Consider the following 15,089-nt stretch of genomic DNA (forward strand, 5'->3'; position numbering starts at 1 on the left):
TGCCTAAATTATATCTCTTGCAAGCAGGATTTTGTTTCGACACTCCTTACTATTAAATCTTCTTCTCAATAACCGCCTGTACTACATTCAGTACATAATCGCCTAACTTTTCGGCCTCACCGATGATGTCCATGTAGTAGACACCGTCCTGGTACTGGTATTTCTTGTTGTTGATGTCTTCCACATTATGGATCTTCAACTGATTGCGATAATTGTTTATTTCATTTTCGATATTGTAAGATGGGTTGACATCGTCGCGTACAAGTTCCGATTTCTTCAGTATCTCGATCATGCGATGCAAAGCCTTCTCCGTAAGTGCCAACATCTGGTCCACATTATGGTTCTGCTCGTCTGTGAATATCGATTTAAACTCGTTGCGGCGTTTGATGCTTCGCGCCATATTATTGCAGGAATCTGCTATACTTTCGATCTCCGATACGGCACGCAGCATGATACGGATTTCTTCCTTCCCTTCCGAACTCAAGCGGCCTTCAGCCACGCAAGTCAAATAATTGGCAATCTCGATCTCCATCCGGTCGCTGATACTTTCGTATTTCTCTACACGGCTATATGTTTTCAGGAAAGCATCCTCGTTCTTCTCATAGAACAGAGCTTTCACCATATCCAGCATACGGCCCGTACGCTCGGCAAACAGCGTGATCTCCTTACGTGCTTGCAAGATCGAAAGTTCGGCAGTCGACAGCATCCCCCCCGTAATATAACGTAAACGATATTCCTCATCCTCATCTTTCTTTCCTTTGATAAGGAAGCAAACCGTCTTCTCTATCAATCCGACAAACCAGATCATAACAAATGTATTACTGATATTGAAAGCCGTATGGAAAGCGGCCAGTTTGAAGGATACTGCTACCGAGGGATCGGAAATGCGCATTACATTCGTGACGAACCAAGAAACGGCATTGGTGAACGGATAGAACAAAATCAACACCCAGATCACACCGAATATATTAAAGGCAAGATGTGCCAAAGCCGCCCGTCTGGCTTGCGTATTACCGGTCAAAGCCGCCAGGTTGGCCGTAATCGTTGTTCCTATATTTTCACCCAATACGAGTGCCACACCCAATTGGTAGTCGATCCAGCCGTTGGCACACATAATCAACGTAATGGCCATCGTTGCAGCTGAAGCCTGCACGATCATGGTCAGGATAGCCCCGATAAACAAGAACAGGATGATAGAGAAAAATCCCATATCGGCATAATTCTGCACGAAGGCAAGCATCTCCGGATTGGCTCCGAGATCCGGAGCATTGGCTTTCAGGGCCTGAAGCCCCATAAAAAGGAAAGAGAAACCGAAAATGAACTCCCCGACCGACTTACGTGAGCTTTTGCCGGAAAAGAGGAGTGGAATGCCGAATGCGAGTAGAGGAAGGGAGAAAGCCGCGATGTCGACTTTGAATCCGAGAGCCGAGATCAACCACGCGGTAACGGTCGTACCGATATTGGCTCCCATTATGACACCGATGGATTGGGTAAGAGTGAGCAGACCAGCGTTTACGAAACTGACCACCATGACTGTAGTGGCGGATGATGATTGGATCAGGGCGGTAATTAAAACTCCGGTAAGAACTCCGGTAACCCTGTTGGTCGTCATGGCCGTCAGAATCCTGCGCAAACTGTCCCCCGCAAATTTCTGCAGACCTTCGCTCATGATCTTCATACCGTATAGGAACAACCCCAAGGAACCTATAAGGCGTAGAAAATCAAAAAATGAATAGTCCATTTAAAATACGTTTAAGTGGATGTATATCCGATTAATATTCCTAACTTTAGGGGACAAAAGTATAAATAATAACTGAGATACCATGTCTGAAACTATTACAATTTATTGCAAAAATAACAATACTTACAAAGAAGTTCCCATTGGTTCTTCGCTGTTGGACATCTATTCACTGGTTGGTGCTCCCCTCCGGTTACGACCGATGAATGCACAGGTAAATAATAAAACAGAGGGGCTTACCTTCCGTTGTTGGCATCCGAAAGATGTTGAATATGTCGACTATACGCAACTTTCGGGAATGCGGACATATGTCCGTTCCCTCTGTCATATTTTCTCGAAAGCAGTGAACGACGTGCTCCCTTCAGCGACTCTGAACCTGGAGCATCCCATCTCGAAAGGCTATTATTGCGTTATTCACAACGGTAAAGACATAGACGAGGAGACGATCGGCAAGATCAAGAAACGGATGCGTGAAATCATCGACGCAGACCTTCCTTTCCATTTGAAAACGATTCGCACGATCGATGCCGCAGTCTTGTTCCGTGAAAGGGGCATGAACGACAAAGCCCGTCTGATCGAAAGCGCCGGTATGCCTTATACGTCTTATTACGAATTGGATGGCTACATCAATTATTTCTATGGCTGCCTGACTCCTTCCACCGGCTACATCCAGGTTTTTGACCTGGTTCCCTATTTCGACGGCGTGTTGTTGCGTGTGCCTCAAAGGACGAATCCGACGGAATTGGAACCGGTCATCCGCCAAGATAAAATGTTTCAGGTTTATAAGGAGCATCTGACCCTGCAACGCACGGTCGGATTGGACAACGTCGGCGACCTGAACCGGGCGATAGAGAAAGGCATGACATCCGAGGTCGTCATGGTCTCCGAAGCCATGCAGGAAAAGCAGGTAGCCAAGATCGCAGAGGAGATTGCCGCCCGCTACGATAACGGCGTCCGCATCGTGTTGATTTCCGGACCGTCTTCTTCGGGGAAAACGACTTTCTGCAAACGGTTGCAGGTTCAGTTGATTACAAACCTGATCCATCCGGTCGGACTTTCATTGGACGATTATTTCCTGAACCGTGAAGATACGCCGAAGGACGAATCCGGCGAATATGACTTCGAATCGTTGTATGCGCTCGACCTACCTTATTTCAACAGCGAATTGCAGAAACTCCTTTCAGGTGAAGAGATCGAAGTGCCGAGCTTTAATTTCGAGACAGGTCGCCGCGTTTTCAAAGGAAAGAAACTGAAGATGCAGAAAAACTCCGTCCTAGTGATAGAAGGCATTCACGCCCTGAACCCCGAACTGACTTCCATAATCGAAGACTGCTATAAATACCGGATCTATGTATCCGTGCTGACTTCCATCTCGTTGGACAACCATAACTGGATTCCGACAACGGACAACCGTCTCTTACGCCGCATCATCCGCGATTACCGGTTCCGCGGATATTCCGCCCGTGACACGATCGCACGCTGGCCCAGCGTACGCCGAGGTGAGGACAAATGGATATTCCCGTATCAGGAGAATGCGGATGCGATGTTCAACAGCGCCATGTTATATGAACTGGCCGCCCTGCGCAAGGAAGCCGAACCGATCTTGGGCGAAGTGCGCGAATGCGATCCGGAGAATGCCGAGGCGTACCGTTTGCTCCGTTTCCTCCGTTACTTTAATTACATCCCCGATGTCGGGCTTCCGGGCACTTCCCTTTTGCGTGAGTTCCTCGGAGGCGGCAGTTTCCGATATTGATCTGCAACAACGGAATGCTTTCGTTGGGAGGAATAAAAGTTACATACCTATGAAAATACTGTTTCCCACCTATGAAAATTTATTTTCTCTTGCGGGGAAATAAATTTTCATAGGTGGGAAACAGGTGTCCGCATTCATAGTTACAACCTGGAACCGGTTTGCAATATTACCCTGGCCATGCTCTTTTTCGGCGAAGCGAAAGGGTTGAACCCTGCTTTCCATGCCGGATTAGGGTTGCACCTCCTTTCCGTCCTACGAGAAACGCAGGAAGCTATCCGTTGTAAGGGAGCGTAAACCAGAACCGCGCACCTTCTCCCGGCCTCGAATCGACACCGATTGTCCCATTGAGAGCTTCGATGATGGTTTTGCAGATTGTCAAGCCCAAACCGGTTCCTTGCTTAAACGAGTTGACTTTCACGAAACGGTCGAAGATTGCCTGTTGGTGCTGGGGTGATATTCCGATACCTGTATCGATTACTTCCACCAATACATATTTTTCTACGATACGGTAGGAAAACCTGATGCTTCCCACCTCTGTAAATTTGACCGCGTTCGAGATCAAATTCGAAAGCACCTGCGTGACTCGTTTCGGATCGGTATGAACGAAGATGTCCGGCAGAGCATCGAAGTCACAGATCAAAGAAACCTTTTCAGGCATTTTCATCGCATGTACCTGAAACTGTTCATGGAAGATATCTTTCAGGCTGGTATCGGAAAGCGAGTAATCCAAAACGCCCGATTCTATTTTGGAAAAATCAAGTATATCAGTAATCAAACGAAGGAGCAAATCGCTATTCTTATTGATTATTTTGACAAACTCTTCTTTTTCTTCTTTATCGTCAGTCTCGGCAAGGATATTGGAAAATCCGATTATGGCGTTGAGCGGCGTCCGAATCTCATGGCTCATATTGGCAAGGAAGGCTGATTTCAGTTTGTCCGCCTCACGCACCTTCTGTATCTCCAGTTCCGACTGCCGGGTTTCATATTCCGCATGGTGCAGTTTCTCTTCCAACAGTTTTTCTTCCGTGATGTTAGTAATATGGCAGATCATTTTGTTCTGCCGCTTGCTTCCTTTCGTCTTATAAGCCTGCGCATTGATGCGGATCCAGATCGTTTCGTTTTCAATAGCGGTACGACATTCGAAGCTGCAATGATCCTGCTTCCCTTCTATCACCTGGAAAAGCAGGTTGACATTATCGGCCGAACGAACAATCTGCTGTACACCTCCAATCGTCATGTACTTATTACTTCTCAAGTAGTTGAAGAGCTTGTTATCTTCCGGTGTTTCGTTCAGGAGTGGATTGACAAACAATTCTTTCTTTCCGATATCATATTCGACAATAAGGGAATGACCGGACAAGAGAACTGCTTTTAGGATCGCCAAATTGTTTTGTGTCTGCTCCTCTTTGACCCGTTTTTCTGTCTCGTCGGAGATAATCAGCAAATAGCCGATATGCCCGAACTCCCGGTCGTTCAACCCAATTCCTTTCACTATCAGATATTTGACTTCATCAGAAATATTGGAATTATAGTAACGGGTATCCCGGATGCAATTGAAATCGTATGCAAGTGGAAAACTGAATGCCTTCTTCTTCTTGATCTGATTAAGGATTCTCTCTGGGACAGCCGGATTCTTGAACAGGTTGACTCCCAATAACTGTTCCCGGGAACTGCCAAAGATTTTAGTGTCGGCATCGTTTATATCGATCAGATAACCTTCTGCATCATATAATTCCACCCCGATCGGCAGATTATTGAAAAACTGCTGAAACTTTGTACTCAGCTTGGAGATGCGTTTTCTCGACTCTTCCAGGTTGTAATTGGTTTGCCAGCGTTCGATTATTATGGAAAAAATACCAGCAATGATATGCATGTCTTCCACTTCCGAAGCAGTCCAGAAACGGCTCGTCCGGATCGAATCGAAACCGATGAAACCCTGTACTTTATTATGGAAGGTAAGCGGGACGATCAGCATGGACTTCAGATGTTGTTCAGTCAACAGGATTTTATCGATATCCGCTTCGGCAGGTAGGCCGGCAATATCTCCCAGCACGATATCGTGTCCGGCTTTAACAGTGTCAATAATCCACGGGATTGTGTCGCATGTCAACTTATTCCGATCATCCTTAGGGATCTTTACCCACGAACTCATTACTTCACATGTGAAATTGGCCGCAAACCCGTCTTCTTCAAAGATGGCAACATAACCCCAATCAGCATTGAAATAGCCCAGTAACAAATTCATTGCTTTTTCGATAGGCTTGTTTTCTTCGTTGAAAAGGATCGCCAAGACTTCAGAAATAATACGTTTGATTGTCGGCGTTTCCGAGGATATATAAATCTCGGCATTGTCAGGTTCATTATCTCTGGCTTCCAGTAATCGTATTAATTCTTCCCGGGACAACTGATCGTATAGTGATGCTTTAAGAGTCATATAAGATTCTTTATCTGATCGCAAAAGTAGAAAATAGTTTTGATTTTTAATACTTTTCGGCAATAATAATAATTTAATCTATCCTCCTTTAGAACTATTATATTTTGAATGTCGAGATCATTCCGTGTAAAAAGTTATATTTGCATGTTCTAACATTGGACGGTCTGGTGATTGTCCTTTCATTATTGAATTTGATTATGTTGAAGCAACAGTTACAACAAAAGTTACAGCAAAAACTCTCTCCGCAGCAGATTCAGTTGATCCGGCTTCTGGAACTCCCCGCCATAGAGCTGGAAGAACGCATAAAGCATGAACTGGAAGACAATCCCGCTTTGGAAGAAGGAAAGGAAATTGCGGATGACTTTGACCGTACTGACGAAGGTGGTGAGGAGTTGGCAGCTAACGAGATGGAAGGAGAAAGCGAGACAGATACCGACCTTTCACTCGGTGACTACATGAGTGAGGACGACATACCCGATTACAAACTTCGTGAACTGAACGAGCGGGCGGAAAAGAAAGAGGACGTTCCTTTCTCGGTCAGCGAATCCTTGAACGAATATCTGCTCCAACAACTCGGACTGCGGGATCTGCCGGAGAAGCAGGTGAAGATCGCTGAATATATCATCGGAAATATAGATGATGACGGTTATCTACGCCGTGACCTGTCCGCCATAGCCGATGACTTGGTGTTCCAGGCAGGACAGGATGTGACGGAAAAAGAAATAGAGACAGTTCTTGCAATCATACAGGACTTTGATCCGGCAGGAGTCGGTGCCCGTAATCTTCAGGAATGCCTTCTGCTCCAGTTGGCCCGCCGGGAAAAAACATCTGAGACGAGGTTGGCCACCTTGATGTTAACCGATTTTTTTGAAGAGTTCACCCGCAAGCATTACGACAAGATCATAAAAGGACTGGATATCGACGAAACCGCCCTAAAAAGGGCCATCCGTGAAATCACAACCCTCGACCCTAAACCCTGCGCCAGTTGGGGAGGTTCTATGGAAACAGCTTTGAGCCAGATCATTCCCGATTTTGTGGTGGAAGCAGTCAACGGCGAACTGATCCTAAGCATGAACAACCGGGGAATTCCCGACATGCGCATCAACCGTGAATATGCGGAAATGTTTCAGGATTATGCCGGCAACAAAGCGAACCAGACGACCCAGATGAAGGAGGCCGTTCAGTTTGTGAAGCAGAAACTCGATTCCGCCCAATGGTTCATCGATGCCATCAAGCAGCGTCAAGAGACTTTGCAGCGTACGATGGAAACAATCATCCTTTTGCAGCGCGACTTCTTCCTCACCGGTGATGAAGCGACTTTACGGCCTATGATCCTTAAAGATGTAGCGGAACGGGCCGGATATGACATATCGACGATCTCACGTGTGAGCAACAGCAAGTACGTACAGACAAATTTCGGTATTTATCCGCTCAAATACTTCTTCTCCGAATCGATGCAAACCGACAGCGGTGAAGAAATTTCCACCCGAGAGGTGAAAAAGATCATGAAAGAACATATCGACGGCGAAGACAAGCGCAAACCGCTTACCGATGAAGAACTGGCCTCCATCCTAAAAGAGAAAGGATATATCATCGCACGCCGTACGGTAGCCAAATACCGCGAACAATTGGGTATTCCGGTTGCACGTCTCAGAAAAGAAATATAAATTTGAAGCGCTATGAGGTTATTTTCACATATCATATCCGGCATGTTCCATCCGTTGCTGATGGTGACGTATGGAGTTGTGCTGGCTCTCACCTTCACATATCTGGCAATTTATCCGCCAGCAATGAAACTGTTGCTCGCAGGCGGAGCGTTCCTGTCTACGGCGGTTATCCCCGGAGCATTTATCTTTATGATGGTAAAAAACGGGGCGGCGGTCGATATGGAGCTATCGGACAGACATGAACGCGTGGTTCCGTATCTGATCTTTATCACATCAATCATGGTCTGCGCTTTCTATATGTATAAAATGATGCTGCCGTTCTGGTTCATCTCCCTGTTACTGGGCGCCTGCGTGGCGTTAATCATGGCACTACTCATCAACTTTTTCTGGAAGATCAGTGCCCATGCGATCGGGACAGGTGGATTGCTAGGTGGTATTATGGGAGTAGCCCGAATCCATTTGATAAACCCTTACTGGGCCTTTATCATCGTAATCCTAATAGCAGGATTGGTCGGTACTTCGCGTATCTTTCTGAAAAGACATACTCCTATGCAGGTATATGCCGGGTTTTGTCTCGGATTTATATGTACCTTTGTAGCCTCATTCTTGAGTTATATCTATTTATTCATCTAATAAAAACACTAAAATTATGAATTTCCCTGCAGATTTAAAGTACACAAAGGATCACGAATGGATCCGTGTAGATGGCGATGTCGCTTACGTTGGTATTACAGATTATGCTCAGGGCGAACTGGGTGAAATCGTTTTCGTTGACATCACGACAGAAGGCGAAGTTGTTGCCAAAGAAGAAGTTTTTGGTACAATCGAAGCAGTAAAGACCGTTTCAGACCTATTCATGCCGGTAAGTGGTGAAGTGATCGAAGCGAATGCCGAGTTGGATGACAAACCTGAACTGGTGAATGAAGATGTATATGGCAACGGATGGTTAATCAAGATATCTGTTTCAGATCCCTCTGAACTGGATGAACTGATGTCTGCCGCCGAATACGAACAAATGATTGCGAAATGACACCTGTAGTCAGTATTATCATGGGCAGTACTTCGGATCTGCCCGTAATGGAAAAAGCGGCCAAACTGCTTGACGAAATGGAGATTCCATTCGAAATGCATGCCCTGTCTGCCCATCGTACACCAGCCGAAGTGGAAGCATTCGCCAAAGGAGCCAAAGGGCGCGGTATCAAAGTGATTATTGCGGCTGCCGGCATGGCTGCCCATCTGTGTGGAGTGATCGCTTCAATGACAACAGTCCCTGTGATTGGAGTGCCTATCAATTCGACGCTCGACGGTATGGATGCCTTGCTAGCCATCGTACAGATGCCTCCGGGAATCCCGGTTGCCACCGTCGGTATCAACGGTGCTTTGAATGCCGGTATACTGGCAGTCCAAATGCTCGCCGTCGGAGACGAACAACTCCAGGATAAGCTTGCCGCTTATAAGGAAGACCTTAAAAAGAAAATCGTAAAAGCGAATGAAGAACTGGCTAAGGTTTCTTTCAAATATAAAATGAATTAGTTGAAAGGTGAGAGTTGAAAGTCAACAAAAATGCAAAGTATTCGATACCGCTTGCCTCCCTTGTTGACTCTCACCTTTCAACTCTCACCTTTCAACTTTCACCTTTCAACTAAAAAAGATGGAAGATTTTTTTAACTATCGTCGTCGCAAATCGTCTATTGTCAACATAGGAAATACTCCGTTAGGGGGCGATAATCCGATTCGCATCCAGTCGATGGCAAACGTCTCCACTATGGATACTGATGCGGCTGTCTGCCAGGCGATCCGAATGATCGAAGCCGGTGCAGAATATGTACGTTTCACCGCCCAAGGAGAACGTGAAGCCCGTAATTTAGGTGTAATCCGTAAACAACTTAGCGAAGCCGGATATACGACTCCGTTAGTCGCCGACATCCATTTTAACCCACGCGCGGCCGATGCTGCTGCCGAAGAGGTGGAAAAAGTACGTATCAACCCCGGAAATTATGTGGACAAGGTAAAGACGTTCGATCTGCAGGAATACACCGACGAGGAATATGCCGCAGAGTTACAGAAGATACGCGACCGCTTCATACCATTCCTTAACATCTGCAAAGCACACGGAACCGCCATTCGTATTGGCGTAAACCACGGTTCGCTGTCCGACCGAATTATGAGCCGGTACGGCGACACTCCAGAAGGCATGGTTGCCTCATGCATGGAATTCCTGCGTATTTGCCGGGATGAGAATTTTCCCGACGTCGTAATCTCCATTAAAGCCTCGAACACGGTTGTAATGGTGAAAACCGTCCGCCTATTAGTCCGAACAATGGAAGCCGAAGATATGTACTACCCGTTGCATCTCGGTGTGACGGAAGCTGGCGATGGCGAAGATGGACGCATCAAAAGCGCTGTCGGAATCGGGGCCCTATTGTCCGATGGCATCGGCGACACGATCCGCGTCTCTTTGAGCGAAGATCCGGAAGCTGAAATCCCTGTTGCCCGTAAGCTGGTTGACTACATACTCGAACGCGAAGGACATGAACCTGTAGAGGCCTCACCTGCCCCCGGTTATGATCCGGTTACAGCCGATCGTCGTCACAGCCGGGTGGCGGAAAGAATCGGGGGAAATTTCCCGCCGGTTGTCATTTCTGATCGTAGCAACGGTGATTTTGAGTTTGATCATGCGTCACAGCCGGACTATATATACATAGGCAAGGAAGATCCGGAGAACCTGCCGGACAACTTTCGTCTTTTGGTAGACGCCCACTTCTGGAAAGAACGTCCGAACGCCTATCCTTTTTTTATCGCATCGGAAATAGACGAGTTAAAAGACTATTCCGTTCCCTTGAAATTTATCCGCCTTACCTACCGAGATCTGACCGACCGCGTGATCGAAGTGCTGAAGCAGGATAAGTCCGTAATTGTCATCCTGAGCACACATCACCGGAACGGTATCGCTGCCGAACGTGCCGCCATGCATCACTTGCTGGCAGCCGGTTGTGATGTGCCGGTCATCCTGCATCGCGACTATAGAGAGACAGATATTGAAGCGTTGCAACTGAAAGCGGCCGTCGACTTCGGAACTTTGCTGTTAGATGGCTTCGGCGACGGGATCATGCTGCACAACGAAGGGTGCGAAACGATGGTAACGGACAGTTGTATGTTCGGCATCCTGCAAGCAACCCGTACCCGCATCAGCAAGACGGAATATATCTCCTGCCCAAGTTGCGGACGTACCTTATACGACTTGCAAACAACAATCGCCCGTATCAAGAAAGCCACTTCTCATCTGAAAGGCTTGAAAATAGGTATCATGGGGTGTATCGTGAACGGTCCCGGCGAAATGGCAGATGCTGATTATGGCTATGTCGGCGCCGGAAAGAACCGGATCAGCCTATATAAAGGTAAAGAATGCGTCCTGAAAAATATCCCCGAAGAAGAAGCTGTAGAACGATTAGTCCAGTTGATAAAGGAAAGTGGAGATTGGACGGATCATTGAGTATAATTGAAAAGGAGTGTGTCAGATACAAATTACATTGAAATCAATATGTCCGTATCTTACACACCCCTTAATCCTTTTTTAATCTTGCCTATACGTTTTTATTCCTCAGACCTTATATCTTTCTCCTCATCAAACCCTCCGTCGAACCGGTTATCCTTGATCTCGACATTAACAACGCGCTGGAAGAAGAAACGATGGTTGTTCCAATGGAAAGCCGGATAATCATGATTTTGTCTAATCACATTATTGCGGAAGACTAGGCCGTCCACAGATTTTGCATACAGGATCGGCATATCAAAGGTTTCGAACTCGTTGTCCTCGATCACGATTCCGCTATGAAAATATCTCTTCTGACTTTTCAAATCAGGTATCTCCGGATATATAGAAATAACGGCGTTCGTAAATTGGAACTGATTTGTCAAAGCATTGATAAACTTGTTATTCCGGATCTGTACGTCATGGCAGGCACCCGTCTCGAACCACCCGTTGCAGTCGCCGCACAGTAGGATTGCCGTACCGGATGTGTGATCAAAAACGTTCTTCTCGACCACAGTCTTCTTCGGAGTACTGAACAGGGAACCACGGGCACGGTTATTACGGATCACATTATCGGCAAAATAAACCTCCGGCGTCCATTCCTGATTCTCGATACCGTAAGTACCAACCTCACTAATGGCGGGATCGACAGGTTTCTCAAACGTAATGCGGAACTGTTTTACACCATGGCCGTCAGGCTTGTCGGCTGTTTCAATCGCAGCCACCTTGTTCTGTTCACCTAAAACCTCCATCGTTTTGGACTCGATGAACTGGACGGCATCGCCCGGACGCCCCCATTCGAAACCGTAGGACTGCCCGTGCATATATTCGCCAACCAACGTCTTGTCGTCTATTCGCTTTTGCACCTTCAAATAGGTTCCATGCACATTGATGGCATCATCCATCATACCTTCATACAGACCACCGACCGAACGGATCAATCCCTTACAGCCGGAGAAATGAGTCGCATCGGCCTGTGTCGTGAAATAACGTGGATCGTCCTTGCCACGCAGGCAGACCGAGAATTTATCCAACGTGATATTTTCACTCATCTGGGCCAGCAGCCCCATTCCTTCAGCATAATGAACCTGTATATTTTCGAGTGTCGTATTCGTATCATGATACATAAATACACCCGGAGTCGGACGACCGTATCCACGGAACACAACGACCGTTCCCGGTATCAGTTTCTTGTTCTTCCAAGGCGCAAGAATCTTGCGGGAAGCAATCTCTGCGACATGCTTGCTGCCCACACTAATATCGCTGGTGGTATAGACCAGTCGCTTTGTATCTCCTTCAAAAGCGATGCCCCAGGCAGGGACATGTTCCCAACCTTCCCCTTTAGCGACAAAGTTGCTATCGCGTATTTCGTACTCCACCCAGGGAGCGACCTCGTAGGTGATCAAGCCTCCGACCGTGTCGTTCTCCAACACTTTCACTTGGCTGATATGTGGATTCGCAAAATCGATACTAAAGTTCTTCAATGTACAGTTCTCCGAACCGACCAAAGAAACCGGAAGCATCCGCCCATGGAAAACAAGTTCGGAACCTTGTCCGTCAAATATCACATTCTTCATATTTTCAAAAGCCAGTCCCACCAGTTTCGGATTATCCTGGTCATGGTTGGAAATGAAGTATTCACGTTTGGAAGCACCTTCGGGATAGAAATCATAACGTCCCTTCGGCAACAGTATCCGGACCGTATCGAAGTTCACTTCCGCCGCAATCTCTTGAAGAGCTTTCGCAATCAACGGAGAAGCATTTTCCCCGGTATCCGGTTTCAGACCATATCCGGACAGGTCATACGCGCCGCCTTTACATGCCGTAAACAAAGCGATAAATAAAAGTGTCAAAACAGAATTTAGTTTCATGGCTTACATCTTTCGTTGATTATATTTTCAATTATTTAGGGGCAAACTTACTCAAAATTATCCGATTTTATTGTAAGTTTGCCCCTCTTAAATATAAATAGATATGGAACATCCAATAAGCATTTATAACACACTCACAAGAAAAAAGGAACAGTTCATCCCACTGCACGAACCGCATGTGGGTATGTACGTTTGCGGTCCTACGGTTTACGGTGACGCCCACCTGGGCCACGCACGGCCGGCTATCACTTTCGACCTGCTGTTCCGTTATTTGACTCATATAGGATACAAGGTACGCTATGTACGCAACATAACAGATGTCGGCCACCTGGAACATGATGCTGACGATGGTGAAGACAAGATTGCCAAGAAAGCCCGTCTCGAACAACTCGAGCCGATGGAAGTGGTGCAGTATTACCTGAACCGTTACCATCACGCTATGGAAGCGCTCAACGTTCTACCGCCCAGCATCGAACCGCATGCGTCCGGCCATATCATCGAGCAGATCGAACTGGTAAAGAAAATACTGGATAACGGATATGCTTACGAAAGCGAAGGTTCCGTTTACTTCGACGTGGAGAAATACAACAAGGATCATAATTACGGTGTTCTTTCCGGACGCAACATCGACGATATGCTGAATACTACCCGCGCACTGGACGGACAGGATGAAAAACGTAATCCGATCGACTTCGCTCTCTGGAAATGCGCGCAACCGGAACATATCATGCGCTGGCCTTCTCCGTGGAGCGACGGTTTCCCCGGATGGCACTGCGAATGTACGGCTATGGGTAAAAAGTATCTGGGCGAACATTTCGATATCCACGGTGGCGGCATGGATCTGATCTTCCCACATCACGAATGCGAGATTGCACAGGCTGTTGCTTCACAGGGAGAAGATATGGTTCACTACTGGATGCACAACAATATGATTACCATTAACGGGCAGAAGATGGGCAAGTCATTGGGCAACTTCATCACGCTGGAGGAATTTTTTACTGGTGACAACAAGGTGCTGAGCCAGGCATATTCGCCTATGACCATCCGCTTCTTCATCCTCCAAGCTCACTACCGCAGCACGGTAGACTTCAGCAACGAAGCCCTGCAAGCAGCTGAAAAGGGGTTGGAACGTCTGATGGACGCTTATAATCATTTGATGAAGCTGAAAGCCTCCGACGTTTCAACTGTAGATGTGAAGGATTTGCGCCGCAAATGCTACGATGCGATGAACGACGACCTGAACTCGCCGATTGTAATCGCCCATCTGTTTGACGCAGCCCGCGCGATCAACTCCGTAAAGGATGGCAAGGCTACGATCTCGGCCGAAGACCTGAAAGAGCTACAGGATGTATTCCATACCTTCGTTTTCGATATTCTCGGAATAAAAGATGAAGCAGCTTCGGGCGGAAGCAACAACAACGAGGCATTCGGCAAAGCAATGGATTTGCTGCTGACCATCCGCCAACAGGCAAAAGCCAATAAAGACTGGGCTACATCGGACAAGATCCGAAACGAACTGACAGCCATCGGCTTCGATATCAAAGATACGAAAGACGGAGCCGAATGGAAGTTAAGCAAGTAAGACGAGCGTTCGATATTTGACAGAAAGGAAGCATAAATGATGATTTACTGCTTCACTCATTCTTATCATTGGCACATTATTTTTTATAATCATGACAATAAACGAATTTCTTCAAGGCGACAAGTTCGCCTTATTGGCTGGTGTCGAACTTTTGGAAACGGGCAACGGTTATGCCAAAGCCCGTATGGAAATAAAGCCGGAACACCTCAACGGCGGTGGCGTATGCCAAGGCGGCGCTATCTTCACTTTAGCTGATCTGGCTTTTGCAGCAGCAACAAACAGTCATGCACGCCTGACACTTTCTATTACATCCAGCATTAACTTCTTCAAAGCCGAAAGCAAAGGGTTCCTTTATGCCGAAGCTCGTGAAGCATTCAGCCACAAGCGGCTCGCCAACTGTGAAGTGCGGATCACCAATGAAACCGGCGACCTGATCGCCACCTTCAACGGAACAGGCTACAGAAAAGATACGGAACTGCCGTTTGCCCCAATAGAATGATTTATCTAAACCT

At 46.9% G+C, this 15,089-nt stretch carries 11 protein-coding genes; 8 read left to right on the plus strand and 3 right to left on the minus strand.

All coding sequences use genetic code 11. The annotated features are described in order from the left end of the window. Positions 1 to 52: 52 nt before the first annotated feature. A complete protein-coding gene (locus NQ542_RS13715) occupies positions 53 to 1,741 on the minus strand; it encodes a Na/Pi cotransporter family protein (RefSeq protein ID WP_005633543.1) in 1,689 nt (562 codons plus the stop codon). An 82-nt stretch (positions 1,742 to 1,823) separates the two neighbouring features. Here NQ542_RS13715 and NQ542_RS13720 point away from each other — a divergent pair, with 82 nt between their 5' ends. Next, on the plus strand, positions 1,824 to 3,491 hold the full coding sequence (locus NQ542_RS13720; RefSeq protein ID WP_005633544.1) for a nucleoside kinase: 1,668 nt from the start codon (positions 1,824 to 1,826) through the stop codon (positions 3,489 to 3,491). A 271-nt stretch (positions 3,492 to 3,762) separates the two neighbouring features. Here NQ542_RS13720 and NQ542_RS13725 read toward each other — a convergent pair whose 3' ends face one another. After that, positions 3,763 to 5,925 carry a sensor histidine kinase gene (locus NQ542_RS13725; RefSeq protein WP_005633549.1) on the minus strand — a complete coding sequence of 721 codons (2,163 nt, stop codon included), beginning with the start codon at positions 5,923 to 5,925 and terminating at the stop codon, positions 3,763 to 3,765. Between the two features lie 197 nt (positions 5,926 to 6,122). On the opposite strand from NQ542_RS13725, the gene rpoN reads away from it, so the two are divergent. From rpoN to NQ542_RS13750, 5 genes are all read left to right on the plus strand, one after another. Then, a complete protein-coding gene (gene rpoN, locus NQ542_RS13730) occupies positions 6,123 to 7,592 on the plus strand; it encodes an RNA polymerase factor sigma-54 (protein ID WP_005633550.1) in 1,470 nt (489 codons plus the stop codon). 12 nt (positions 7,593 to 7,604) lie between these two features. Further along, positions 7,605 to 8,225 carry a phosphatase PAP2 family protein gene (locus tag NQ542_RS13735; RefSeq protein WP_005649689.1) on the plus strand — a complete coding sequence of 207 codons (621 nt, stop codon included), beginning with the start codon at positions 7,605 to 7,607 and terminating at the stop codon, positions 8,223 to 8,225. Between the two features lie 16 nt (positions 8,226 to 8,241). Beyond that, positions 8,242 to 8,622: a glycine cleavage system protein GcvH gene (gene gcvH / locus NQ542_RS13740; RefSeq protein WP_005633553.1), complete on the plus strand. Its 381-nt coding sequence runs from the start codon at positions 8,242 to 8,244 to the stop codon at positions 8,620 to 8,622. Beyond that, on the plus strand, positions 8,619 to 9,125 hold the full coding sequence (purE, locus tag NQ542_RS13745; RefSeq protein ID WP_005633555.1) for a 5-(carboxyamino)imidazole ribonucleotide mutase: 507 nt from the start codon (positions 8,619 to 8,621) through the stop codon (positions 9,123 to 9,125). Before gcvH ends, purE begins: the two co-directional genes overlap by 4 nt. Positions 9,126 to 9,243: 118 nt before the next feature. Beyond that, the gene (locus tag NQ542_RS13750; RefSeq protein ID WP_005633558.1) at positions 9,244 to 11,085 is read left to right on the plus strand and encodes a 4-hydroxy-3-methylbut-2-en-1-yl diphosphate synthase; all 1,842 of its coding nucleotides are present in this window, start codon (positions 9,244 to 9,246) and stop codon (positions 11,083 to 11,085) included. Between the two features lie 101 nt (positions 11,086 to 11,186). Here the strand turns inward: NQ542_RS13750 and NQ542_RS13755 are convergent, their stop codons facing one another. Next, entirely contained in the window at positions 11,187 to 12,995 is a 1,809-nt protein-coding gene (locus NQ542_RS13755; RefSeq protein WP_005633560.1) for an alpha-1,3-galactosidase-related protein, read from the minus strand. Between the two features lie 103 nt (positions 12,996 to 13,098). Here NQ542_RS13755 and cysS point away from each other — a divergent pair, with 103 nt between their 5' ends. Both cysS and NQ542_RS13765 read left to right on the plus strand, forming a co-directional pair. Next, positions 13,099 to 14,577: a cysteine--tRNA ligase gene (gene cysS / locus NQ542_RS13760; protein WP_005633562.1), complete on the plus strand. Its 1,479-nt coding sequence runs from the start codon at positions 13,099 to 13,101 to the stop codon at positions 14,575 to 14,577. A 91-nt stretch (positions 14,578 to 14,668) separates the two neighbouring features. Next, the gene (locus tag NQ542_RS13765) at positions 14,669 to 15,076 is read left to right on the plus strand and encodes a PaaI family thioesterase (RefSeq protein ID WP_005633563.1); all 408 of its coding nucleotides are present in this window, start codon (positions 14,669 to 14,671) and stop codon (positions 15,074 to 15,076) included. Positions 15,077 to 15,089 lie beyond the last annotated feature (13 nt).

The organism is Parabacteroides merdae ATCC 43184, from assembly GCF_025151215.1.
In the GTDB taxonomy this organism is placed as follows: Bacteria; Bacteroidota; Bacteroidia; order Bacteroidales; family Tannerellaceae; genus Parabacteroides; species Parabacteroides merdae.

Coding starts and splice junctions, on each gene's coding strand:
- NQ542_RS13720 (WP_005633544.1), top strand. CDS start 1,824: ATGTCTGAAACTATTACAATTTATTGCAAAAATAACAATACTTACAAA.
- NQ542_RS13750 (WP_005633558.1), top strand. CDS start 9,244: ATGGAAGATTTTTTTAACTATCGTCGTCGCAAATCGTCTATTGTCAAC.
- NQ542_RS13715 (WP_005633543.1), bottom strand. CDS start 1,741: ATGGACTATTCATTTTTTGATTTTCTACGCCTTATAGGTTCCTTGGGG.
- NQ542_RS13725 (WP_005633549.1), bottom strand. CDS start 5,925: ATGACTCTTAAAGCATCACTATACGATCAGTTGTCCCGGGAAGAATTA.
- NQ542_RS13755 (WP_005633560.1), bottom strand. CDS start 12,995: ATGAAACTAAATTCTGTTTTGACACTTTTATTTATCGCTTTGTTTACG.
- NQ542_RS13765 (WP_005633563.1), top strand. CDS start 14,669: ATGACAATAAACGAATTTCTTCAAGGCGACAAGTTCGCCTTATTGGCT.
- cysS (WP_005633562.1), top strand. CDS start 13,099: ATGGAACATCCAATAAGCATTTATAACACACTCACAAGAAAAAAGGAA.
- rpoN (WP_005633550.1), top strand. CDS start 6,123: ATGTTGAAGCAACAGTTACAACAAAAGTTACAGCAAAAACTCTCTCCG.
- gcvH (WP_005633553.1), top strand. CDS start 8,242: ATGAATTTCCCTGCAGATTTAAAGTACACAAAGGATCACGAATGGATC.
- NQ542_RS13735 (WP_005649689.1), top strand. CDS start 7,605: ATGAGGTTATTTTCACATATCATATCCGGCATGTTCCATCCGTTGCTG.
- purE (WP_005633555.1), top strand. CDS start 8,619: ATGACACCTGTAGTCAGTATTATCATGGGCAGTACTTCGGATCTGCCC.